The sequence below is a fragment of the Allobosea sp. TWI1241 genome (genome assembly GCF_039673065.1).
Classification (GTDB): Bacteria; Pseudomonadota; Alphaproteobacteria; order Rhizobiales; family Beijerinckiaceae; genus Allobosea.
In genome coordinates this window covers 31888-54276 of record NZ_JBDJKW010000005.1, presented here as the reverse complement: position 1 = coordinate 54276, position 22389 = coordinate 31888, and the positions used below count along the sequence as shown (strand labels likewise).

17 protein-coding genes are annotated in these 22389 nt (G+C 68.7%); 2 read left to right on the top strand and 15 right to left on the bottom strand.

All coding sequences use genetic code 11. From position 1 onward, the window contains the following. Positions 1 to 147: 147 nt before the first annotated feature. Both xdhB and xdhA read right to left on the bottom strand, forming a co-directional pair. Entirely contained in the window at positions 148 to 2496 is a 2349-nt protein-coding gene (gene xdhB, locus ABE438_RS08500) for a xanthine dehydrogenase molybdopterin binding subunit (RefSeq protein ID WP_346502167.1), read from the bottom strand. Continuing rightward, a complete protein-coding gene (gene xdhA / locus ABE438_RS08495) occupies positions 2489 to 4003 on the bottom strand; it encodes a xanthine dehydrogenase small subunit (protein WP_346502166.1) in 1515 nt (504 codons plus the stop codon). The genes xdhB and xdhA overlap by 8 nt, the downstream gene beginning before the upstream one ends. A gap of 178 nt (positions 4004 to 4181) precedes the next feature. On the opposite strand from xdhA, the gene guaD reads away from it, so the two are divergent. Continuing rightward, positions 4182 to 5516: a guanine deaminase gene (gene guaD, locus ABE438_RS08490; protein WP_346502165.1), complete on the top strand. Its 1335-nt coding sequence runs from the start codon at positions 4182 to 4184 to the stop codon at positions 5514 to 5516. A gap of 60 nt (positions 5517 to 5576) precedes the next feature. Here the strand turns inward: guaD and ABE438_RS08485 are convergent, their stop codons facing one another. From ABE438_RS08485 to ABE438_RS08430, 12 genes are all read right to left on the bottom strand, one after another. Next, a complete protein-coding gene (locus tag ABE438_RS08485) occupies positions 5577 to 6437 on the bottom strand; it encodes a D-amino-acid transaminase (protein ID WP_346502164.1) in 861 nt (286 codons plus the stop codon). Positions 6438 to 6541: 104 nt separating this feature from the next. Continuing rightward, on the bottom strand, positions 6542 to 8134 hold the full coding sequence (locus ABE438_RS08480) for an ABC transporter ATP-binding protein (RefSeq protein WP_346502163.1): 1593 nt from the start codon (positions 8132 to 8134) through the stop codon (positions 6542 to 6544). Positions 8135 to 8137: 3 nt separating this feature from the next. Continuing rightward, positions 8138 to 9262 carry an ABC transporter permease gene (locus tag ABE438_RS08475; protein ID WP_346502162.1) on the bottom strand — a complete coding sequence of 375 codons (1125 nt, stop codon included), beginning with the start codon at positions 9260 to 9262 and terminating at the stop codon, positions 8138 to 8140. Positions 9263 to 9266: 4 nt separating this feature from the next. Then, positions 9267 to 10187 (bottom strand): ABC transporter permease subunit, encoded by a 921-nt coding sequence (locus tag ABE438_RS08470; RefSeq protein WP_346502161.1) that lies wholly within the window; start codon positions 10185 to 10187, stop codon positions 9267 to 9269. Positions 10188 to 10237: 50 nt separating this feature from the next. Then, a complete protein-coding gene (locus ABE438_RS08465) occupies positions 10238 to 11857 on the bottom strand; it encodes a peptide ABC transporter substrate-binding protein (protein WP_346502160.1) in 1620 nt (539 codons plus the stop codon). Between the two features lie 157 nt (positions 11858 to 12014). Beyond that, positions 12015 to 14309, bottom strand: a complete 2295-nt coding sequence (locus ABE438_RS08460; RefSeq protein ID WP_346502343.1) for an NADP-dependent malic enzyme — start codon at positions 14307 to 14309, stop codon at positions 12015 to 12017. Positions 14310 to 14424: 115 nt separating this feature from the next. Continuing rightward, positions 14425 to 15441: an ABC transporter ATP-binding protein gene (locus ABE438_RS08455; RefSeq protein ID WP_346502159.1), complete on the bottom strand. Its 1017-nt coding sequence runs from the start codon at positions 15439 to 15441 to the stop codon at positions 14425 to 14427. Beyond that, positions 15438 to 16421, bottom strand: coding sequence for an ABC transporter ATP-binding protein (locus ABE438_RS08450; protein WP_346502158.1), 984 nt, complete (start codon positions 16419 to 16421; stop codon positions 15438 to 15440). Before ABE438_RS08450 ends, ABE438_RS08455 begins: the two co-directional genes overlap by 4 nt. A 2-nt stretch (positions 16422 to 16423) precedes the next feature. Next, on the bottom strand, positions 16424 to 17008 hold the full coding sequence (locus ABE438_RS08445; RefSeq protein ID WP_346502157.1) for an endonuclease domain-containing protein: 585 nt from the start codon (positions 17006 to 17008) through the stop codon (positions 16424 to 16426). Between the two features lie 95 nt (positions 17009 to 17103). After that, positions 17104 to 18027: an ABC transporter permease gene (locus tag ABE438_RS08440; RefSeq protein WP_346502156.1), complete on the bottom strand. Its 924-nt coding sequence runs from the start codon at positions 18025 to 18027 to the stop codon at positions 17104 to 17106. After that, positions 18024 to 19001, bottom strand: a complete 978-nt coding sequence (locus ABE438_RS08435) for an ABC transporter permease (RefSeq protein WP_346502155.1) — start codon at positions 18999 to 19001, stop codon at positions 18024 to 18026. The genes ABE438_RS08440 and ABE438_RS08435 overlap by 4 nt, the downstream gene beginning before the upstream one ends. Before the next feature lie 61 nt (positions 19002 to 19062). After that, complete coding sequence (locus tag ABE438_RS08430) at positions 19063 to 20658, bottom strand: ABC transporter substrate-binding protein (RefSeq protein ID WP_346502154.1); 1596 nt, start codon at positions 20656 to 20658, stop codon at positions 19063 to 19065. A 1172-nt stretch (positions 20659 to 21830) separates the two neighbouring features. On the opposite strand from ABE438_RS08430, the gene ABE438_RS08425 reads away from it, so the two are divergent. Continuing rightward, positions 21831 to 22013: a hypothetical protein gene (locus ABE438_RS08425; protein WP_346502153.1), complete on the top strand. Its 183-nt coding sequence runs from the start codon at positions 21831 to 21833 to the stop codon at positions 22011 to 22013. A 119-nt stretch (positions 22014 to 22132) separates the two neighbouring features. On the opposite strand, the gene ABE438_RS08420 is transcribed toward ABE438_RS08425, so the two are convergent. Further along, positions 22133 to 22369 carry an Lrp/AsnC ligand binding domain-containing protein gene (locus ABE438_RS08420; RefSeq protein ID WP_346502152.1) on the bottom strand — a complete coding sequence of 79 codons (237 nt, stop codon included), beginning with the start codon at positions 22367 to 22369 and terminating at the stop codon, positions 22133 to 22135. Between the last annotated feature and the right edge of the window lie 20 nt (positions 22370 to 22389).

Genomic DNA, 22389 nt, shown 5'->3' with positions numbered 1-22389 from the left:
GGGCCTGAGCGAGGTCAGCCGGCCTCGGCGCCGCCCCCTCCCAACCCTCCACCGTTCCGGGAGAGGGCTCCCGCGTTTCGATGAGACCGGTCAAACGCTGCTCTGCGTGTTTGGCAGCAGAGGAATGCCTGGCGCACACTTCCCCCATCATGCCGAGCCCTCCGCCAAGACCCTGACCCGCTCGACCGCCGCCAGCACGCGCTCGGGCGTCGCCGGTGCGTCGAGCCGCGGGCAGAACCGGTGGTCGCCGACACTCGCCACCGCGTCGGAGAGCGCGTGCAGCACGCTGATCGCCAGCATCAGCGGCGGTTCGCCGACCGCCTTGGAGCGGTGGATGGTCGGCTCGCGATTGGGCGCGTCCTCCAGCAGCGCGACGTTGAAGATGCGCGGCCGGTCGGACGCGACGGGGATCTTGTAGGTCGAGGGCGAATGGGTGCGCAGCCGGCCCTTCTCGTCCCAGACCAGCTCCTCCGTGGTCAGCCAGCCCATGCCCTGCACGAAGCCGCCCTCGATCTGGCCCTTGTCGATTGCCGGGTTCAGCGAGGTGCCGCAATCATGGAGGATGTCGACGCGCTCGACCCGGTATTCGCCGGTCAGCGTGTCGACCGCGACCTCGGAGGCCGCCGCGCCATAGGCGAAATAGTAGAACGGGTGGCCGCGCCCGGCCTTGCGGTCCCAATGGATTTTCGGCGTCGCGTAGAAGCCGGTGGCGGAGAGCGGGATCCGCGCCATATAGGCCGCCTTGACCAGCTCGGCGAAACCGATCTCGCGCGCCCCGACCTGCACATGCCCATTGCGGAAGGCGATCGCCTCGGGCTCTTCTTGCCAATGGCGCGCGGCGAAGGCGACGAGCCGCGCCTTGATCGTCTCGCAGGCGTCGAGCGCCGCCATGCCGTTGAGGTCGGAGCCGGAGGAGGCGGCGGTCGCGGAGGTGTTCGGCACCTTGCCGGTGGTCGTCGCCGTGTTCCTGACGCGGTCGAGGCCGATGCCGAAGGCCTGCGCCACCACCTGCGCCACCTTCTGGTACAGGCCCTGGCCCATTTCGGTGCCGCCATGGTTCAGCGCCACCGTGCCGTCGGTGTAGACATGCACCAGCGCGCCGGCCTGATTGTACCAGGTCGCGGTGAAGGAGATGCCGAACTTCACCGGCGTCAGCGCGATGCCGCGCCGGATCACCTTGCTGTCGCGGTTGAAGGCCCGGATCGCCTCCTGGCGGGCGGCGTAGTCGCAGCGGCTGGCGAGCCGGTCGATCACTGCGCCCGCGATCATGTCCTCCACCGGCTGGTGATAGGGCGTCAGCGCGCGGCCCGCGCCGCCATAGAGATTGCGCCGGCGCACCTCGAGCGGGTCCAGCCCGGTGGCATAGGCGACCTCCTCGATGAAGCGCTCGGCGCCGACCATGCCCTGCGGGCCGCCGAAGCCGCGAAAGGCGGTGTTCGAGACCGTATGCGTACGCAGGGGCTGCGAGCGCCCGCGCACCGCCGGGTAGAAATAGCAATTGTCCATGTGGAACAGCGCGCGGTCCGTCACCGGGCCGGAGAGGTCGGCGTTCCAGCCGCAGCGCGCCGCATAGACCGCGTCGACCGCGTGGATGCGGCCCTCCGCGTCGAAGCCGATCTCGTAGTCGACGACGAAATCATGGCGCTTGCCGGTGATCGCCATGTCGTCGTCGCGGTCGGGCCTGAGCTTGACCGGCCGGCCGAGCCGCCGGGCGCCGAGCGCCGCCACGCAGGCGAAGAGATTGGCCTGCGTCTCCTTGCCGCCGAAGCCGCCGCCCATGCGCCGGACCTCGACCGTGACCGCATGCGCGCCGACGCCGAGCACGGCGGCGACCATGTGCTGGACCTCCGACGGGTGCTGCGTCGAGGAGTGAACCAGCATGTCGCCGTCCTCGCCCGGCACGGCGAGCGCGATCTGGCTTTCCAGATAGAAATGCTCCTGCCCGCCGATCGTCATCGCCCCGCTGAGCCGGCGCGGGCTCGCCGCCAGCGCGGCCTCGACGTCGCCGCGTTGCAGCACCAGCGGGTCGGTGACGATCTCGCCGCCGGCCGCGCGCGCCGCCGCGATATCGACGAGCGGCGGCGCCTCCTCGTATTCCGCTTTTGCGAGTGCCGCCGCCTGCCGCGCCTGCTCGCGCGTCTCGGCCAGCACTGCGAAGAGCGGCTGCCGGTGATGCAGGATCGCCTCGGTCGCGAAGACCGGCTCGTCATGGCGGTGGGTCGAGGAAATGTCGTTGACGCCGGGGATGTCGGCCGCGGTCAGCACCGCCAGCACGCCGGGCGCCGCCGCGACCGCCGCGAGGTCGAGCGCCAGCAGCCGGCCATGCGCGATGGTCGAGAGGCCGAGGCAGGCATGGGCCAGCCCGGCCGGCTCGGCGATGTCGTCGATATAGATCGCTTCGCCCGCCACGTGCTTGGCGGCCGAATCATGTGCGAGCGGCGCGCCGACGATCGGCCGGGACGCTGCCGTGTCGAGGCGCTTGCGGGCGTCAGCCATGGGCTTCCTCCGCCAGCGGTCCGGCCACGCGCGTCGCGGCGGCCCCGTGCCGGCTTTCGATCAGGAAGCGGCGCAGCAGATTGCCCGCCACGCTGAGCCGGTAGGCGGCCGAGGCGCGCATGTCGGAGAGCGGGGTAAAGTCGCGTTCCAGCGCGGCGGCTGCCGCGGCCACCGCCTCCTCGTCGAAGGCGCGGCCGGTGAGCGCGGCCTCCGCTGCGGCCGCCCGCTTTGGGATGGCCGCCATGCCGCCATAGGCGAGGCGGGCCTCGGCGACCCGCCCATCGGGGCCGATCCGCAGCAGGAAGGCGCCGCAGACCGCCGAGATATCCTCGTCGAAGCGTTTCGAGATCTTCGAGACATGGAAGAGCGCATCGGCCGGCGGCTTCGGCACCAGCACCGCCTCGACGACCTCGCCCGGACGCCGGTCCTGCTTGCGATAGTCGAGGAAGAAGGCTTCGAGCGGGATCTCGCGGCGCGCGATCGTGGCTGCCGGCGCGCCGTCCGCCGGTCCGCCCCGCTCGGCGCCGGCCAGCACCAGCCGGGCGCCGAGCGCGATCAGGGCCGGCGGCAGGTCGCCGATCGGCGAGCCGTTGGCGATGTTGCCGCCGATCGTGCCGGCATTGCGCACCTGTTCGCCGCCGAAGCGGCGCATCAGCTCGTCGAGCTGCGGCGAGAGCGCGGCGAGCGCCCGGCGCACCGCGACATGGTTCGCCATCGCGCCGAGCCGCAGCTGCGCACCCTCGTCGGCGATCGCCTGCAGCCCCGCGACGCGCCCGAGATGGATCACCGGGTCGAGCCGGCGCATCGCCTTGGTGACCCAGAGCCCGACATCGGTCGCGCCCGCCACCAGCGTCGCCTCGGGATGGGCGGAGGTCAGGCCGGCCAAAGCCTCCAGCGTCGCCGGAGCGTAATAGCGCTTCGTGCCGTCGCCGAATGCGACCGTCTCGAGATCCGCCAGCGCAGCCAAGCGCGCCGCCACCGCCGGCATCGCCGCGACGAACCGGTCCTGCCCGCGATCGGCCTCGTCCATCAGCCGCGCCGCGGCGATGATCGGCTCATAGCCGGTGCAGCGGCAGAGATTGCCGGCGAGTGCGTCCTCGACGCGCTGGAGCGAGGGGGCGCGCTCGTTCAGCCAGAGCGCGAAGAGCGACATCACGAAGCCGGGCGTGCAGAAGCCGCATTGCGAACCGTGGCAGTCCACCATCGCCTGCTGGACCGGGTGCAGCTTGCCGTCCGGCCCCCTGAGATGCTCGACCGTCAGCACCTGGCAGCCGTCCAGCGTCGGCAGGAAGCGGATGCAGGCGTTGATCGCCTCGTAGCGCAGCGCCCCGTCGTCGAGCCGCCCGACCACCACGGTGCAGGCCCCGCAATCGCCCTCGGCGCAGCCTTCCTTGGTGCCCATGCGGCGCCGGTCGATCCGCAGCCAGTCGAGCAGGGTCCGCGTCGGATCGCAGGCGCCGATCTCGACAAGCTCGTCGCCGAGGAGGAAGCGCACCGTCTCACGCATGGCGCCGTCTCCCGTCTCCCGCTCGCGGCATGGAGGGCGGTGTCGGCGAGCAGCCGGTGCGATCGTCGATAGGCCGGTCGGGCAGCGTCATGCCACGAGATTAGGCATGTTCGCGGCTTGGCCGGAAGCTTTGATTTGGTGAAGATATGAGCTGCCGGTTGAGCGGGAGCGCAGGGTTTTGAGCACGGGTGACGCGGTCCGCGCCCTCAGGGGCCGGCTTCTCTGGTTCGTCGACGATCCGCACAGCGCGGGCGAGGCGGCGCATCGCTATCTCGCCGACGGCCTGCTGGTGATCGAAAACGGACTAATCCGCGCGGTCGGCGAGGCGCAGGCGCTGCTGCCGACCCTGCCGGCCGATGCCGCCATCGTCGATCATCGCCCGCATCTGATCATGCCGGGCTTCATCGACGCCCATCTGCACATGCCGCAGACTCAGGTGATCGCCTCCTATGGCGCCCAGCTGATGGAATGGCTGAACCGCTATACCTTCGTCGAAGAGCAGAAGCTGGCGCAGCAGGGCCATGCCGAGGCGCTGTGCGCCTTCCTGCTCGACGAGCTTCTGGCGAGCGGCACGACTACGGCGGCGGTCTACTGCTCGGTGCATCGCCGGTCGGCCGAGGCGTTCTTCGCCGAATCGCACCGGCGCAATACCCGCATGATCGCCGGCAAGGTGATGATGGACCGCAACGCGCCGGAAGCGCTGCGCGACACGCCGGAGAGCGGCTATGCCGACAGCAAGGCGCTGATCGCCCGCTGGCACGGGCGGGGCCGCCAGCTCTATGCGATTACCCCGCGCTTCGCGATCACCTCCTCGCCGGAGCAGATGGCGGCGGCGCAGCGGCTGGTCGCCGAGCATCCGGACTGCCACGTCCAGACCCATATCGACGAGAACCGCGCCGAGATCGCCTTCGCTCGCGAGCTCTATCCGCAGGCGGCCGATTACGCCGGCATCTACGAGGATTACGACCTGCTCGGGCCACGCAGCCTGATGGGCCACTGCATCCATATGGAGGACCGCGAATGGCGGGCCTTCGCCGCCCATGGCGCGGTGGCGGTGTTCTGCCCGACCTCGAACCTCTTCCTCGGCTCGGGCCTGTTCGACTGGGCGCGCGCCCGGCGCGAAGGCGTCCGGGTGGCGGTCGCGACCGACATCGGCGGCGGCACCTCCTATTCGATGCTGCGCACGCTCGCCGAGGCCTACAAGGTGCTGCAGTTGCAGGGGCAGACGCTGCCGGCTTTCGAGGCGCTCCACGCCATCACCCGCGGCAACGCGGTCGCGCTCGGCCTCGACCACCTGATCGGCTCGTTCGAGATCGGCCGCGAGGCCGATCTCGTCGTGCTCGATCCCGCCGCGACGCGCGCGATGGCGCACCGGCTGGAGACGGCGCGCGATCTCGACGAGCAGCTCTTCGTGCTGGTCACGCTGGGCGACGAGCGCAACGTGGTGGCGACCTATGTCGCGGGGGAGCGGGTGGCGAGTGCGGGCCAGCGGGTGGCCGCGCCGGCGCGCTGAACCACCCACCCCGTCATTCCGGGTTCGCCCTTCGGGCGCCCCGGAATGACGGGGGGGCGCTCACCCCAGCACGCCGCCCTTGCGGGCGAAGTCGACATAGATCTCGCGCAGGCGGAGCGAGGTCGGGCCGGGTGCGCCGTTGTGGACGGTGTGCCCGTCGATCGAGGTCACCGGCATCACGAGGCTGGTCGCCGAGGTGATGAAGGCCTCGTCGGCGTCCAGCGCTTCCTGCAGCGAGAATTCGCGCTCCTCGAAGGTGAAGCCGCTCTCGGCGATATAAGCCAGCACGGCGCGGCGGGTGATGCCCGGCAGCACCTTGTTGGAGAGCGGACGCGAGACCAGCGTCTTGCCCTTGACGATCCAGGCGGTGGAGGAGGCGCCCTCGGTCACCATCTCGCCCTCGAGCAGCCAGGCCTCCTGCGCGCCGTTCTCGGCGGCGAACTGCTTGGCGAGGACCGGGGCGAGCAGGTTCACGCTCTTGATGTCGCGGCGCGCCCAGCGCAGGTCGGGGGTCGAGACGACCTTGATGCCGGTCTTGACGCTCGGCGCGTCAACGAAGTTGCGTGCCTGGGTGAACAGCACCAGCGTCGGCCGGGTGCCGGCCGGCGGGAAGGGGAAGTCGCGGTCGGCGGCGCCGCGCGTCACCTGGAGATAGATGCCGCCCTCGTCGAGGCCGTTGCGGCTGATCAGCTCGCGGTGGATGGCGACCAGCTCGTCGCGCGAGCAGGGCAGGGCGAGGCCGATTTCCCTGGCCGAGCGCTCCAGCCGCTCCAGATGCGCCTCGCAGTCCACCAGCTTGCCGCCGATCACCGCCGAGACCTCGTAGATGCCATCGCCGAAGACGAAACCGCGGTCGAAGATCGAGATCGTCGCCTCCTCTTCCGGGAGATAGGCGCCATTGACGTAGACGATACGGCTCATCGGACAGGTCTCTTCGCGGACGGGAAGCCCAGTCCTAGCGGAAGGCTCCGGCGGGCGCGAGAGTGTCGCCGCCGTGACGGATCGGCGCGCCGCGCATTGCTGCCTCAGTGCCGGAGTGCCGCCTCGACCAGGCGCTTGGTATAGTCCTGCTGCGGCCGTGCCAGGATCGTCTCCGTCGGCCCCGCTTCGACCACGCGCCCGTCCTTCATCACCATCACCGTGTCGGCCATGGCGCGCACCACGGCGAGATCATGGCTGATGAACAGGAAGGCGAGGTCGTGCTTCGCCTGCAGTTCGGCGAGCAGGCGGCAGATGCTGGCCTGCACCGTGCGGTCGAGCGCCGAGGTCGGCTCGTCGAGCACGACCAGCGCCGGCTTGAGGATCATCGCGCGGGCGATCGCGATGCGCTGGCGCTGGCCGCCGGAGAATTCGTGCGGATAGCGGTTGCGCATCGCGGGATCGAGCGAGACCTCGGCCAGCGCGTCGGCGGCCCGGCCGTCGCGCTGCACTCGGCTCAGCCCCGGCTCGTGCACCAGCAGCCCCTCGGTGACGATCTCGCCGACGGTCATGCGCGGCGACAGCGAGCCGTAAGGGTCCTGGAACACCGATTGCAGGTGCCGGCGCAGCGGTCGCATCGCCCGCCGGTCGAGTGGCGCCAGCGCCCGGTCTTCGAAGCGGATCTCGCCCGCGGCCGGAACGAGCTTCAGCAGCGCGCGCCCCAGCGTCGACTTGCCGGAGCCGGATTCGCCGACCAGCCCGAGAGTCTGGCCGCGGCTTATCGTCAGCGAGACGCCGTCGACCGCATGCAGCGCCAGGCGATGACGCCCGAGGAAGCCGCGCGAGAGGTCGTAGGTGACGCGCACCTCGCGCGCCTCCAGCAGCACCGGCGCACCGGCCGGCGGCGGCGACTTGCGGCCGCTCGGTTCGGCTGCGACCAGTGCGCGGGTATAGGACTGGCGTGGCCGGGTCAGGATCGTCTCGGTCGGGCCTTCCTCGACCACGGCGCCGTCCTTCATCACCACGATCCGCCCGGCATGGCGGCGCACCAGCCCGAGATCATGGCTGATCAGGATCACCGCCATGCCGAGCCGGGCGCGCAGATCGGCGATCAATGCGAGGATTTCCGCCTCGATCGTCACGTCGAGCGCTGTGGTCGGCTCGTCGGCGATCAGGATGTCGGGGTCGGCGGCGAGGGCCATGGCGATCATCACGCGCTGGCGCTGGCCGCCGGAGAGTTCGTGCGGGTAGCTGTCGAGCCGCCGCTCCGGCTGCGGCATGCGCACCAGCTCCAGTAGTTCCAGCGCGCGCGCCCGTGCCGCCCGGCGCGAGAGCCCGAGATGCCGGCGCAGCGGCGCCGCGATCTGCGCGCCGATGCGGAACAGCGGATCGAGCGAGGTCATCGGCTCCTGGAAGATCATGGCGATTCGCCGGCCGCGATAGGCGTTGAGCGCCGCGGGCGGCAGGCCGAGGATCTCGCTGCCGCGGTAGCGGACGGAGCCTGAGGCGGTGCCGTTGGCCGCGAGGAGGCCCATCGCGGCCATCATGGCCTGGCTCTTGCCGGAGCCGGACTCGCCGACGATGCCGAGGAACTCGCCCGCCTCGAGGTCGAGGTCGAGCCCGCGGACCGCATCCACCCTGCCGTCGCGCCCGTCGAAGCGCACATGGAGATCGCGGATGCGCAGAAGCGGTGCGTCCACGGCTCAGCGCTCCCGCGGGTCGAGCGCGTCGCGCAGGCCGTCCCCGAGGAAGTTCAGCGCGAACAGCGTCGTCACCAGGAAGGCGGCGGGGAAGGCGAGCAGCCCGGGTTCGCCCTGGATGGCCCGGGCGCCGTCGGCGATCAGCACGCCCCAGCTCGTCATCGGTTCCTGCACGCCGAGCCCGAGGAAGGAGAGGAAGCTCTCGAGCAGGATGACCTTGGGCACCAGCAGGGTCACGTAGACGATCAGCGGGCCGAGCAGGTTGGGCACGATATGCCGCCGCAGCACGCCGCCCGGCGGCACGCCCAGCGCTTCCGCCGCCAGCACATAGTCGCGCCGCCGGATCGACAGCGTCTGCCCGCGCACGATGCGGGCCATGTCGAGCCATTCGATCGCACCGACCGCGATGAACATCAGCACGAGGTTCCGCCCGAAGAACACCACGAGCAGGATGGCGAGGAAGATGAAGGGCAGCGCGTAGAGCACGTCGACCACCCTCATCATCACCATGTCGATGCGCCCGCCGGCATAGCCCGCCACCGCGCCATAGGTCACGCCGATCACCAGTGCGACGCCGGTGGCGAGCAGGCCGATGGCGAGCGAGACCCGGCCCGCCATCAGCGTGCGGGTGAGCAGGTCGCGCCCGTTGCCGTCCGTGCCCAAGAGGAAGCGCTGACGCTCGATCGGCACGCTCAACACCAGCCGCCGCCCGTCCTCCTCGCTGGCGACGAGCCGGGCCGGCCCGAACAGGTCGGAGCGCTCGAAATAGGCCAGCAGCCGCTGGTCGATCGGCCGCGCGGCGGTCAGCACCACGCGCAGATCCTCGCCCGATTGGCCCGTCTCGACCACGCTCGCCCGCATGCGCGCGGCGATGCGGCGCACCGCTTCCGGCAGGGCCTCGGCGCGCGGGTGCGCCTCCAGGCTCGCCGGGACGCGGACATAGTCGCGATAGGCCCGGTCGTGCGGATGGCCGGTCAGCCAGGGGCCGACCAGGCAGGCGAGCGCCATCGCGACCAGCACCGCCAGGCTCGCCATGGCGGCACGGTTGGCGCGCAGGCGCCGGGCGGCATCCTGCCAGAGCGAGCGGCCGGCGGGCGGGGCGGTGCGTGCGGAGGCGACGGCGCTCATCGCCTCACTCCGGCCTGACGCGCGGATCGAGCAGCGCGTAGAGGATGTCGACCGCGAGATTGAAGACGAGCACGAAGATCGCGACCACGACGACCGTGCCCATGACCAGAGTGTAGTCTCGGTTCAGCGCGCCCTCGACGAAGTAGCGGCCGATGCCGGGGATGCCGAAGATCGTCTCCACCACTACCGAGCCGGTGAGCAGCGCCGCCGCGGCCGGGCCGAGATAGGACAACACCGGCAGGGCGGCGCCACGCGCGGCGTGAAGGGCGATGGTCGCGGCCGGCAGCCCCTGCGCCCTGAGCGTGCGGATATGGTCGGCGCACAGTGTCTCGATCATCGCCGCCCGCATCATCCGGGCGATCACCGCGATCTGCGGCAGGGCGAGCGTGACGATCGGCAGGATGGTGTTGCGGACGGCGCCACCGTTCCAGCCGCCGACCGGCAGCCAGGCGAGGCCGAGCCCGAAGACGAGCTGCAGCACGGGGGCGACGACGAAGCTCGGGATGGTGATGCCGGCGGTGGCGAAGCCCATCACTGCATGGTCGGCGAGGCGGTTGTGCCGGAAGGCGGCGAGCACCCCCAGCGGACCGCCGATCGCCAGCGCCAGCAGCAATGCGCTGGCGCCGAGCCGCATCGAGACCGGCAGCCCGTGCGCGAAGAGCTCGCCGATGGTGAAGTCGCGGAAATAGAAGGACGGGCCGAAATCGCCGCGCAGAAGCGCGCCGAGATAGGTCAGGTACTGCGCGAGAAGCGGCTGGTCGAGCCGGTAGATCCGCCGCAGGTTCGCCATCACCTTGGCCTCGAGTGGCTGTTCGAGGTCGAACGGGCCGCCCGGCGCCAGCCGCATCAGGAAGAAGGAGAGCGTCACCACCACGAAGAGCGTGGGCAGGGCGGTGGCGAGGCGGCGCAGGATGTAGCTCGGCACGGCGTTCTATCCCGGCGCGGGCGGCGGATCGCCGCGCCCGTTACGCGGCCTCAGGGCTTCAGGCTCATGAAGCGGGTCGGCAGGGCCCCGCGCAGGTTCTGGCGGAAGCCCTCCAGCTTGGGCGAGACCAGGTTCTTCGAGGAGTAGTAGAGCAGGGGGATCCAGGGCTGCTCTGCGGCGAGGATCGCGTCCGCCTCGCGCAGGATCGCGGCACGCCGGCCGATGTCGAGCTCCTCGGCGCCGCGCTTCAGCAGCGCGTCGAATTGCGGGTTGCTGTACTTGCCGGAGTTGAAGCCGGCGTTGTCGCTCTGGAACAGGAAGAGGAAGTTCTGCGGGTCGGAATAGTCGCCGATCCAGCCATAGCGGGCCACGTCGAAATCGCCGCCGTCGCGCAGGAAGGCGAAGTGAGTCTTGCCGTCGGTGTTGACGAAGCGCGTCTCGACGCCGATCGCCTTCCACTGCTCGGCGATGGCGATGGCGGTCCGGCGGTTGTTGTCGGTGGTGTTGTAGCGCAGCTCGACTGTCAGCGGCATGCGCGGCCCGTAGCCCGCAGCCTCGAGCAGGCGCCTGGCCTCCTCCTCGCGGTCGATGGGCGACATCGCCTTGAAGTCGGCCTCGGCGCGCTCGCCGTAATTGCCGATATTGGGCGGGATCACCCCATAGGCCGGCAGCATCGTCCCGGCCCAGATCTCGTCGGCGATGAACTCCCGGTCGATCGCCATGGACAGCGCCCGGCGCACCCGGAGATCGTCGAAGGGCTTCTTGGCGCTGTTCACGACCAGGAAATACGTGCCGAGATAGGGCGCGACCTTGACCTGGTCGCCGAGCTTCTCGCGCAGCTGCTTGATCTGGTCGGCCGGGATGTCGGTCGTCATGTGCAGCTCGCCGGCCTGGAAGCGGCGCGCCGCCGCCGCGAGGTCGGGCGCGGGATAGTAGATCACCCGGTCGATCCTGACATTGGCCCGGTCGTGGAACTGCTCGTTGCGGTCGAGCCGGATATGCGAGTTCGGCACGAACTCCTTGAGCACATAGGCGCCGTTGGAGACCCAGTTCTCGGGCTTCACGAACGCGGCGCCATGGGTCTCGACCGAGCGCGGATGGACCGGCAGCCCGGTCTGGTGCGTCAGCAATTCGAGGAAATAGGGCGTCGGCCGCTCCAGCGTGATCTCGAGCGTGCGGGGATCGCGCGCGACGACGCCGAGATCGGCGACCATGACACCGTCAGTGCCCTTGTTGAAGCGCTCGGCATTGCGGATCGGGTAGAGGATGTTGGCGTATTTCGCCCCCGTGGCGGGCGTCAGGATCCGCCGCAGCGAGAAGACGAAATCCTCGGCCGTGACGGGATCGCCGTTCGACCATTTCGCGTCGGCCCGCAGCCTGAACAGGTAGCGCAGCCCGTCCTCGCTCATCTCCCAGCTCTCGGCGACGCCGGGAACGACCTCGCCGTTCATGTTGTGGATGACGAGGCCTTCGGAGAGGTCGCGCAGCAGATGCGCCTCGCTCACCGTCGAGGTCTTGTGGGCGTCGAGCGTCTCGGGGTCGCCGTCATTGCCGCGGTGGAAGACCACCTGTGCCAGTGCCGCGCAGTTCATCCCGAGCAGGAGGAGAAAGGCCAGCGCGCCCCGCCGCGCCGAGATCACCAGGCTTCGCCGACGACCGATGTCACACATGCGCGCTCTCCGAATGATTCGGACGGGCCCCTTCCCGCATGCTGGCGAGTATGAGCGCAGCCCACCGCGCTCGCCAAGGCCGAAAAGGCTTCGGGGGCGGGGGGAGCGAGCGTGGCGGATCGCGCCGGCGCGGCGTGCCGCGCCGGCGCTGCCGGCCTCAGGAGGCGGAAGCGGCCTTGCCCTGCGCTTCGGCGACCGCGACGGCGGTCATGTTGACGACGCCGCGGGCGGTGACCGAGCTCGTCAGGATGTGCACCGGCTTGGCGGTGCCCATCAGGATCGGCCCCACCGGCAGCGCGTCCGAGAGCACGCGGGCGAACTGGTAGCCGATATTGGCGGCGTCCAGATTGGGGAAGATCAGCACGTTGGCGATGCCCTTCAGCCGCGAGGAGGGCAGGACGCGGTCGCGCATGCTGGCGACCAGCGCGGTGCTGGCCTCCATCTCGCCGTCGCATTCGAGATCGGGCGCGCGCTCGCGGATCAGCTTCAGCGCCTTGCGCATCTTCAGCGCGCTCGGCGTGTCGGCCGCGCCGAAATCGGAATGCGAGAGCAGGGCGATCTTCGGCGTGATGCCGAAGCGCTCGACATGGCTGGCGGCGAGCAGCGTCGTGTCGGCTATCTCCTCGGCGGTCGGATCGTAGCGGACATGGGTGTCCGCCAGGAAGAAGGCGCCCTCGCTGGTGATGATCAGCGTCATCGCCGCGATGTCGGAGACGCCGGGCTCCAGCCCGATGATGTCGCGGATATGGCGGAGGCGCGAGAGGAAGCGGCCTTCGAGGCCGGTGATCATCGCATCCGCCTCGCCGCGCATCACGGCCAGCGCCGCGATCACGGTGTTGTTGGTGCGCACCAGCACGCGCGCCGCGTCGGGCGTGATGCCGCGGCGCCCGGCGATATCGAGATAGGTCTGGACATAGTCGCGATAGCGCGGATCGTCCTCGGGATTGACCACCTCGAAGTCGACGCCGGGGCGGATCGTCAGGCCGAAGCGTTCGATGCGGCTCTCGATGACGCTCGGGCGGCCGATCAGGATCGGGATCGCCAGCCCTTCCTCGAGCGCGACCTGGGCGGCGCGCAGCACGCGCTCGTCCTCGCCCTCGGCATAGATCACCCGCTTCGGGTCGGTCTTGGCGCGAGCAAAGAGCGGCTTCATCAGGAAGCCGGAGCGGAAGACGAAGCGCGACAAATCCTCGCGATAGGCCTCGAGGTCGATCAGCGGCTTGCGGGCGACGCCGGTGGTCATCGCCGCCTGGGCGACAGCGGGCGCGATGCGCAGGATCAGGCGCGGGTCGAACGGGTTGGGGATCAGCGAGGTGGCGCCGAAGGTCTGTGCCTCGCCGCCATAGGCGCGGGCGGCGACGTCGGAGGTCGCCTCGCGCGCCAGCGCCGCGATGGCGCGCACCGCGGCGAGCTTCATCGCCTCGTTGATCGTCGTGGCGTGCACGTCGAGCGCGCCGCGGAAGATGTAGGGGAAGCACAGGACGTTGTTGACCTGGTTCGGATAGTCCGAGCGGCCGGTGCAGATCATCGCGTCGGGGCGGGCGGCCAGCGCCTCCTCCGGCATGATCTCTGGGTTCGGATTGGCCAGCGCCAGGATCAGCGGCTTCGGCGCCATGCGCTTCAGCATGTCGGGCTTGAGCACGCCGGCGGCCGAGAGGCCGAGGAAGATGTCGGCGTCGCCGATCACGTCGGAGAGGGTGCGCGCCTCCGTCTCCTGCGCATAGACCTCCTTCCAGCGGTCCATCAGCGTGTTGCGGCCCTTGAACACCACGCCGTCGATGTCGGTGAGCCAGACGTTCTCGCGCCTGGCGCCGAGCTCGATCAGCAGGTTTGTGCAGGCCAGCGCCGCTGCGCCGGCACCGGAGACGACGATCTTGACCTCGCCGATGCGCTTGCCGGCGAGGTCGAGCCCGTTCAGCACCGCCGCGCCGACGATGATCGCCGTGCCGTGCTGGTCGTCATGGAAGACCGGGATGTTCATCCGGGCCTTGAGTTTCTCCTCGATCTCGAAGCACTCGGGGCCCTTGATGTCCTCGAGGTTGATGCCGCCGAAGGTTGGCTCCAGCACCGCGATCGCGTCGACCAGCTTGTCGATGTCCTTCTGGTCGACCTCGATGTCGAAGCAGTCGATGCCGGCGAACTTCTTGAAGAGGACGGCCTTGCCCTCCATCACCGGCTTCGAGGCCAGCGGGCCGATATCGCCGAGGCCGAGCACCGCCGTGCCGTTGGTGACCACGGCGACGAGGTTCTGCCGCGCGGTCAGTTCGGCCGCCTGGGACGGGTCGTCGACGATCGCCTCGCAGGCGGCGGCGACGCCGGGCGAATAGGCGAGCGCGAGGTCGCGCTGGTTGCCGAGGGGCTTGGTGGCCTGGATCTCGAGCTTACCGGGCTTGGGGGCGCGGTGGTAGACCAATGCGCCCGAACGCAGGTCGCTCGACAGGGTGCTCTTCATCACGTTCGTTGTCCCCGGCTTAAGGCCGTTCGGTGGCGGCGGCCGCCCGGAGGTTGCGCGGAAGCCGGGCGCCGTCAAGGGAGATCGCAGGAATAGCGCCGGGGCGCCGCCGGCGCTATGCGGCCCGAGCGCCCACGCCGCCGTCATGCAGGTGGCAGGCCGCGACATGGCCGCTCGCCAGCTCGCGCAGCGCCGGCCGCTCCACCTTGCAGCGCGGCCCGGCCTGCGGGCAGCGCGGATGGAAATGGCAGCCCGGCGGCGGGTGCAGCGGCGAGGGGATTTCGCCCTTCAGCGCGGCGAAGCGCTTCCGCCGCGCCGCGATGGTCGGGACGTTGGCGAGCAGGGCCTGGCTGTAGGGATGCTGCGGCCCCTTGAACAGCGCGCTCGCCGTGGCGCTCTCGACCACGCGGCCGAGATACATGATCACCACCCGGTCGGAGAGATGGCGCACCACCGAGAGGTCGTGGCTGATGAAGAGATAGGTCAGCCCGAGCTCGTCGCGCAGGTTCATGAACAGGTTGAGGACCTGCGCCTGGATCGAGACGTCGAGCGCCGCGACGCTCTCGTCGCAGACCAGGAAGCGCGGCTTCACCGCCAGCGCCCGCGCGATGCCGATGCGCGCCCGCTGGCCGCCCGAGAACTGGTGCGGATAGCGCCGGCGATAGCTGGGATCGAGCCCGACCCGCTCCAGCATCGCCGCGACATAGCCGTCCTGCTCGGCCTTCGGCACCAGCCCGTGCACGACCGGGGCCTCGCCGACGATGTCGGTGACCCGCATGCGCGGGTTCAGCGACGACATCGGGTCCTGGAAGATCATCTGGATCGCCAGTGTCGCGGCCCGGCGCTCCTGGGCGCTCATCGTGGCGGTGGGCTGGCCCTGCCAGCGCACCGTGCCGCTGCTGGCGGGATGGATGCCGGCGACGACGCGGCCCAGCGTCGACTTCCCGCAGCCCGATTCGCCGACGAGGCCTACCACCTCGCCCTCCGCGATGGCGAGATCGACGCCGTCGACGGCGTGGACGACCTCCTCGCGATAGCCCGCGCCGAACATGTTGGCGAAGCGCGAGGCGGCGTCGAGCGGCTTGGTGAAGCGCTTGGAGACGCCTTCCAGCGTCAGGATCGGGCCGCTCATGCCGCGACTCCTGCCAGGTTCAGCGGGTGGTGGCAGCGCGTCTGGCGCCCGTCCGGGAACGGGGTGACGCCGGGCGCGCTGGCGAGGCAGTCGGCCTGCGCATAGTCGCAGCGCGACGCGAAGGCGCAGCCCGGCAGCAGGCTGGCGAGCGAGGGCGTCGCGCCCCGGACCTGGCGCAGCGGCTGCCCCGGCTCGCCCTCGGCGGGCAGCGAGCCGAGCAGGCCGGCTGTGTAGGGATGCAGCGGCCAGTCGAGCACGTCGTCGACGCCGCCGGTCTCGACCACGCGGCCGGCATACATCACCGCGATCCGGTCGGCGAGGCCGGCGACCACGCCGAGATCATGCGTGATCCAGACCAGGGCCGTGCCTGTCTCGGCGCAGAGGGCCTGCATCTCGGCGAGGATCTGGCTCTGGATGGTGACGTCGAGCGCGGTGGTCGGCTCGTCGCAGATGATCAGCGGCGGGCTGTGCAGCAGCGCGATCGCGATCGCGACGCGCTGGCGCATGCCGCCGGAGAACTGGTGCGGATAGGCGTTGAGCCGTTCCTCGGGCGAGGGGATGCCGACACGGGCCAGCGCGTCGCGGGCCCGGGCGCGCGCCGCCTTGTGCGAGACCCGCTCATGGGCGGTGACGGCCTCGATCATCTGCGTGTCGATGCGCAGCACCGGGTTCAGCGTCATCATAGGGTCCTGGAAGATCATCGCGATCTCCCGGCCGCGGATGGCGCGGTAGCCGGCTTCGTCGAGCCCGACGATCTCGCGGCCCGACAGCTTGATCGAGCCGCCGACGATCCGCCCGGGTGGATCGATCAGCCCCATCACCGAAAACCCGGTGACCGACTTGCCGGAACCGGACTCGCCGACCAGGCCGAGCACCTCGCCCTTCGCCACGGTGAACGACACGTCGTCCACCGACTTCACCACGCCGGCCCGCGTGAAGAAATGCGTCTTCAGACCGGAAACCTCGAGGACGGCAGCCATGCTCACTTCCCCTTTCGCACGCCGCCCGCACAGCCAGGGGCGCGGGAGCCCTCTCCCGGAACGGGGGAGGGTTGGGAGGGGGCGGCCGCGTCGTTCCCGAGGGAGGGCAACGAAGACCCCCTCTCCATCTCTCCCCCGTTCCGGGAGAGAGGGCCTGTCGCGGTTCCGCAGTCTCGGAGGGCCGGGATGTCGCCGATCGTCGCCGGTGCGGCGGCGTAGGTGGACAGGTCGAGCGCGCCGTCCAGAGCGGCCTCGATCGTCAGTATCACGCTCTCGAATTCGTTCATCACCTGCCAATTGCTGAAGCGAAGCGTACGATAGCCCCGATCCGAGAACCAATGATCGCGACGCCGGTCGCTGGCGAGCTGTGCGCCGGCTCCGTGCTGATCGCCGTCCACCTCGATCACCAGATGGTGCGACCGGCAGAGAAAATCCGCGATATAGGGGCCGACGGGCACCTGCCGCCGGACATGGGCGCCGCTGCGATGCGCGCGGAGCTGCTGCCAGAGCTTCTTTTCCGCCCCGGTCATCTCCCTGCGCAGAGTCCGCGCGCGATCGAGACGATCCGGCGTAGGTCTGTCCGGCATGACCGTTGGCCTCCGTGACGCCGCGGCCCGCACGTGCCGCGGCGCAGTCTGGCGCTTGGTGCCGGCGCTACAGCGTGCGATGGCCTCAACCATGCTCACTTCTCCAGCCGCGGATTGAGCACGTCGCGCAGCCGGTCGCCGACCAGGTTGATCGAGACGATGGTCAAAAGCAGCGCCAGGCCGGGGAAGACCGAGATCCAGTAGGAACCGGACAGCATGTACTGGAAGCCGTTGGCGATCAGCACTCCGAGCGAGGGCTCGGTCTGCGGCAGGCCGACGCCGAGGAAGGACAGCGTCGCCTCCAGCGAGATCGCATGCGCCGTCTGCACGGTGACGATGACGATCACCGGCGCCAGGCAGTTCGGCAGGATGTGCCGGAACACGGTCCGCGCATGGGATAGCCCGAGCGACTGCGCCGCCTCGACATATTCCTTGCGGCGCTCGACCAGCGCGGTGCCGCGCACGGTGCGGGCGTAATAGGCCCACTGCACCAGTACGAGCGCGATGATGATCTTGTCGACGCCCTTGCCGAGCCCCGCGACCAGAATCAGCGCCACCAGCACCGAGGGCAGCGAGAGCTGCAGGTCGACGAGGCGCATGATCGCGGATTCGGTGCGCCCGCCGGCATAGGCGGCGATCAGCCCGACCGCCATGCCGATCGCCGCCGCGAGGATGCCCGAGAAGGCGCCGACCGTCAGCGAGATGCGCAGGCCGTAGAGGATGCCGGAGAGCAGGTCGCGCCCGACGCCGTCCGAGCCGAGCCACATGGTGAAGCCCTCGCCGGAGACCTCGCCCGGCGGCAGGCGCGAATCCATCACGTCGACGGCCGAAAGGTCGTAGGGGTTCTGCGGCGCGATCAGTGGCGCGGCCAACGCCAACAGGACGATCAGCGCGAACAGGCCCAGGCCGAAGACCGCGACGCGGTCCTCGAAGAAGGAGCGCACGAAGCGGCGCAGCGGCGTCTCCTCGCGGGCAGGCGCCGGAGGCGGGGCGGTCTGGGGCAGCGCAGTGTCGCTCACGAGGTCGCCTCCGTCAGGCGCACGCGCGGATCGAGCGCGGAATAGACCAGGTCGACCAAGAGGTTGATGACCACGAACAGCACCACCACCACCATGACGTAGGCGACGATCACCGGCCGGTCGAGGCGGGTGATCGCCTCCAGCAGCAGGCGGCCCATGCCCGGCCAGGCGAAGATCGTCTCGGTGACCACCGAGAACGCCACCAGCGAACCGAACTCGAGCCCGAGCACGGTGACGATCGGGATCATGATGTTCTTCAGGATGTGCACGCCGATGATCCGGCTCTGCGACAGGCCCTTGGCGCGCGCGAACTTCACATAGTCCATCAGCGCCGCCTCGCGGGCGCCGGCACGCGCCAGGCGGATCACCAGCGAGATCTTGAGCAGCGCGAGGTTCAGCGCCGGCAGCGTGACATGCTTCCAGCCCTGCAGCGAGAGCAGCGAGGTCTCGATGCCGAGGATGGAGACGGTGGGCCCGCGCCCGGTCGCCGGCAGCCAGCCCAGGCTGACCGCGAAGGTCAGGATCAGCATCAGGCCGACCCAGAAGGTCGGCAGCGAGAAGCCCAGGATCGAGATCGCCATGATCATCCGCGAGATGCGGCTTTCGGGCTTCAGCCCGGCATAGAGGCCGAGCGGCAGGCCGATCAGGATCGCCATGAACAGGGCGACGAAGGCGAGCTCCAGCGTCGCGGGCATGCGGTCGAGGATCAGCTTGATGGCGGATTCGCCATGGATGAAGGAGCGGCCGAGATCGCCCTGCGCCGCGTTCTTCAGGAAGATCAGGAACTGCTCCCAGATCGGGCGGTCGAGGCCGAAGGCGCGGGCCGTCTCGGCGATCTGCTGCTGGTCCATCTCCGGGGAGACGAGCATCCAGATCGGATCGCCGACCACGTTCACGCCGAAGAACACGATGACGAGCATCGCCGCCACGACGAAGGCGGACTGTGCGAGCCGGCGCAGGATGAAGGCGATCATGGTGCGTTCCCTGGGAGAAGGCGGGGACGGGGCCGGTGCATGCTCACCGGCCCCGCGTCCCTCATTCCTTCCGGATACCCATCGCCAGGGTGTACTCGTCGGTGCGCGGCAGCACCTTGAAGCCCTTGCGCGCGGCCCAGGTGTTGAGCTGGTAGTGGGTCGGGATCAGCCCGACATCCTTCATGCCGATCTCCATCGCCGCGGCCAGCGCCAGGTCGCGCTTGGCGTCGTCGACGGTGCGCAGCGCCTCGTCGAGCTTGGCGTCGAAATCGGGGTTGGAGTAGCGGCCGCGATTGGTGGCGCCCATGCCCTTCTTCGGGTCGAAGGTCGCCAGCAGCGCCTTGAGCGAATCCGAGGATTCGCCGGTGCCCGCGCCCCAGCCGACCAGGATGAAGGAGAACTCCGGCGTGTTGCCGGCGCCGCCCTGCGAGGCGCGGGAGAAGAAGTTCGCCGCCGGCAGCGTCTCGACCTCGGTCTCGATGCCCAGGCGCGAGAACATCTGCGCCACCGCCTCGATGATCTTGGTGTCGTTGAGATAGCGGCCGTTCGTGCCGTGCAGCTTCATCTTGAAGCCGTCCGGATAGCCAGCCTCGGCGAGCAGCTTCTTGGCGCCGGCGAGGTCGAACTTCACTGGCGGCAGGTTCTTCGAGGTGCCGAAGAAGACGTCGGGCAGGAGCTGGCCGGCGGGAATCGCCTCCTTCTCCATGATGCGGTCGACGATGCCGGGGCGGTTGATCGCCATGGAGAGCGCCTGGCGCACCTTGAGGTTGCGCAGCGGGTTCTTGATCTCCGAGCCGTTCTTGGCGGTGATGAAGGGCGAAACCTCGCGGAAGTGATCCATGTGGAAATAGATCACGCGGTTCGAGACCGTGCTGAACACCTCGAGCTTGGCGTCGCCCTTGAGGCGCGCCACGTCGGCGGTCGGAACGTGCTCGATCACGTCGACATCGCCCGCCAGCAGCGCCGCCACGCGGGTCGGCGCCGAGGTCATCACGCGGAAGGTGACCTTCGACCAGGGCTCCTTGCCGCCCCAGTAATTCTCGTTGGCGGTGAGCACGACGCGGTCGCCCGCGACATATTCAGCCTGCTTGTAGGGGCCGGTGCCGCCGGTGGCGCACTTGCCGAGGTTGAAGTCCTCGGTGGTGGAATCCTTGCACTTGGCGGGGATGATGGCGACGACCGACATGTCGGTCGGCACGAGCGGTGCCGGCTGCGCGGTCTTGATGCGGATGGTGTGGTCGTCGACCTTGCTCAGCTCCTTGCCGCGCACATAGGCGCTGAAGCTGGAGGGGCTCTTCGGCACGTTCGGCGCGCGCTGCAAGGTCGCGATCACGTCGTCGGCGGTGAAGGGCGAGCCGTCATGGAAGGTGACGCCCTTGCGCAGCTTGAACTCCCAGGTGGTGTCGTCGATCGCCTTCCAGCTCTCGGCGAGGCGCGGCACCAGCCGCTGCTTCTCGTCCTGGCCGACCAGCGTCTCGTAGATGTGCCGCGAAACCATGTTGTTGGGAGTGAGGTTGTGGTAGTGCGGATCCATCGCGCTGAGCTCGGCGGAGATGCCGACCTTGAGCTCCTGCGCCGGAGCCGTCACGGCCAGGACGGGCATCGCGATAGCCGCGAGGCCGAGGGCTTTCAGCCCGGTGACGCTGAACGGTTTCATTCGTGATTCTCCCGGATGGCGTCGAGGCCATCTGCCGCCGACTGGACCTTGCGACGCAGGCTGGTCGCCGGCTTCTGCCGGTCTACCCCTCGTCCCGCTCCGGCCGGAGAGTAAGGCGGTTCGCGCGAACTGCAAACGCCGGATCGGCGGACCTGTGGACGCAGGGGGCGCAGGGAGAGCTCGAAAAGGCGTCAAACGCCGCCTGACGGGCAGGCGCCTTGCCGCGCGGTTTGCCGCAAACGGTAGCGGAGCAGCGCCCGCCTTGGGGCAGCGGGGGCTCTGAAGAAAGCCGTGCGCGCCGCCGGGGCGGGTTCAGAACGCCTTAAATATTTTTTAAAGTAAAAATAACTATTATTATTCAGTAGTTTGCTGCCGGTAAGGCATTCCGATATGTAGATTTCGATAAAAGGGGGTGTGATCGATGGCGAGGCCAGGAGATTTTCTTTTTAGGCGCAAGGTAAGTCGGATCTGGAATTTTCGTCTACAGTATCAGTACAACGCGATGCGCCAATTCGCGCTGTACGTACTCGGCACACCTTCATGAATTTCGAGAAATGGGCCGCCGACCATTTCCTGAAGAGCACCGAACTTACCCCTTGTACGATTCTCGCGGCCTCTACGTCGCCTGCGAACATCCAGACGCCCATCTCAGCGAAACATTGCCGAAGCTCATGAGCTTTATGAGCGCCTGAAGAACGCGCCCGCGCTACCGACCGCGCCAAAGTTCGATACTGTGGCCCTAGAAGCTGCGATGAAAGATCTCGAAGCAAAAACCTGCTGCATGGTCACCGGCTTTTCACCGGAGGCGTGCTGACCTTCCAAATTCAAGCCGAAACTCAAGCCGAACTAATGGCAAAATCTCTGAGCGCGACGTTGCGTTGCGGATGATTGGCCTAGAGCGGGCGACGCAGCGACTTCAGGAAACACTCGCGGCGCTTGGCCGACTCGGGACGAACGTCCCGTTGTGCCCCCTTTGGCCTGGAAAATGCTACCAAATCCGAATCGGATAATTATCTAAGTGTTTCAGTGTGTTATTCCCGTATCTGGCGATTCTAACGTGGACAACTCGCACGGAATTTTCGCACTTCGCTTGCGCTGTCAACCATTCCGAGCGCTATGATTCTTAGTCGGCCCGCTGCCCTCTCAATTTTTTTCTTGCTGAGAGGACCGTCATGAGTGACCAGCCGAAACCGCCCGCCAAAAAGCGCAAAAGCCAGCCCGATCATTCGGTATGGGTGAAGTCCCGATGGGTGGAGGCGGCTGGGCACGGCCACGGAATTTACGTGGTGCCTATCGTCGTGGGGATCATCGCCGTGATCGTGTTGAATCTCGCGGCCCTCATGTGGCTGCGGTGATCGCTTGGTACGACAGTCTAAAGCATCAAAATCGAGCAACCCGAAGTTGAGCGGACTGCCTTCAAAATAATGCCGATATAGCCACGTACCGAGTGTCTAAGTCATTGATTTGGCTGATATTAGAACGCCTTGAACGTGATGATCGTGTGGGTGTCGGCGATCTCGGGGATCGACTGCACCTTCTGCGCGACGAAATGGCCGATATCGACGTCGCTGGCGACGTGGAACTTCGCGAGGATGTCGTAGTTGCCGGCGGTCGAGTAGATCTCGGAGGCGATCTCGCGATCGGCCAGCTCGCTCGCGACCTCGTAGGTCTTGCCGAGCCTGCACTTGATCTCGACGAAGAAGGTCTGCATCGCGCGCTCCGGTTTGCGGT

Excerpts from the sequence above, each read along its gene's own strand:
- xdhB (WP_346502167.1), bottom strand. The coding sequence starts at position 2,496 with ATGGCTGACGCCCGCAAGCGCCTCGACACGGCAGCGTCCCGGCCGATC.
- xdhA (WP_346502166.1), bottom strand. The coding sequence starts at position 4,003 with ATGCGTGAGACGGTGCGCTTCCTCCTCGGCGACGAGCTTGTCGAGATC.
- ABE438_RS08485 (WP_346502164.1), bottom strand. The coding sequence starts at position 6,437 with ATGAGCCGTATCGTCTACGTCAATGGCGCCTATCTCCCGGAAGAGGAG.
- ABE438_RS08475 (WP_346502162.1), bottom strand. The coding sequence starts at position 9,262 with ATGAGCGCCGTCGCCTCCGCACGCACCGCCCCGCCCGCCGGCCGCTCG.
- ABE438_RS08465 (WP_346502160.1), bottom strand. The coding sequence starts at position 11,857 with ATGTGTGACATCGGTCGTCGGCGAAGCCTGGTGATCTCGGCGCGGCGG.
- ABE438_RS08460 (WP_346502343.1), bottom strand. The coding sequence starts at position 14,309 with ATGAAGAGCACCCTGTCGAGCGACCTGCGTTCGGGCGCATTGGTCTAC.
- ABE438_RS08455 (WP_346502159.1), bottom strand. The coding sequence starts at position 15,441 with ATGAGCGGCCCGATCCTGACGCTGGAAGGCGTCTCCAAGCGCTTCACC.
- ABE438_RS08450 (WP_346502158.1), bottom strand. The coding sequence starts at position 16,421 with ATGGCTGCCGTCCTCGAGGTTTCCGGTCTGAAGACGCATTTCTTCACG.
- ABE438_RS08445 (WP_346502157.1), bottom strand. The coding sequence starts at position 17,008 with ATGCCGGACAGACCTACGCCGGATCGTCTCGATCGCGCGCGGACTCTG.
- ABE438_RS08435 (WP_346502155.1), bottom strand. The coding sequence starts at position 19,001 with ATGATCGCCTTCATCCTGCGCCGGCTCGCACAGTCCGCCTTCGTCGTG.
- ABE438_RS08430 (WP_346502154.1), bottom strand. The coding sequence starts at position 20,658 with ATGAAACCGTTCAGCGTCACCGGGCTGAAAGCCCTCGGCCTCGCGGCT.
- ABE438_RS08425 (WP_346502153.1), top strand. The coding sequence starts at position 21,831 with ATGAGTGACCAGCCGAAACCGCCCGCCAAAAAGCGCAAAAGCCAGCCC.
- ABE438_RS08420 (WP_346502152.1), bottom strand. The coding sequence starts at position 22,369 with ATGCAGACCTTCTTCGTCGAGATCAAGTGCAGGCTCGGCAAGACCTAC.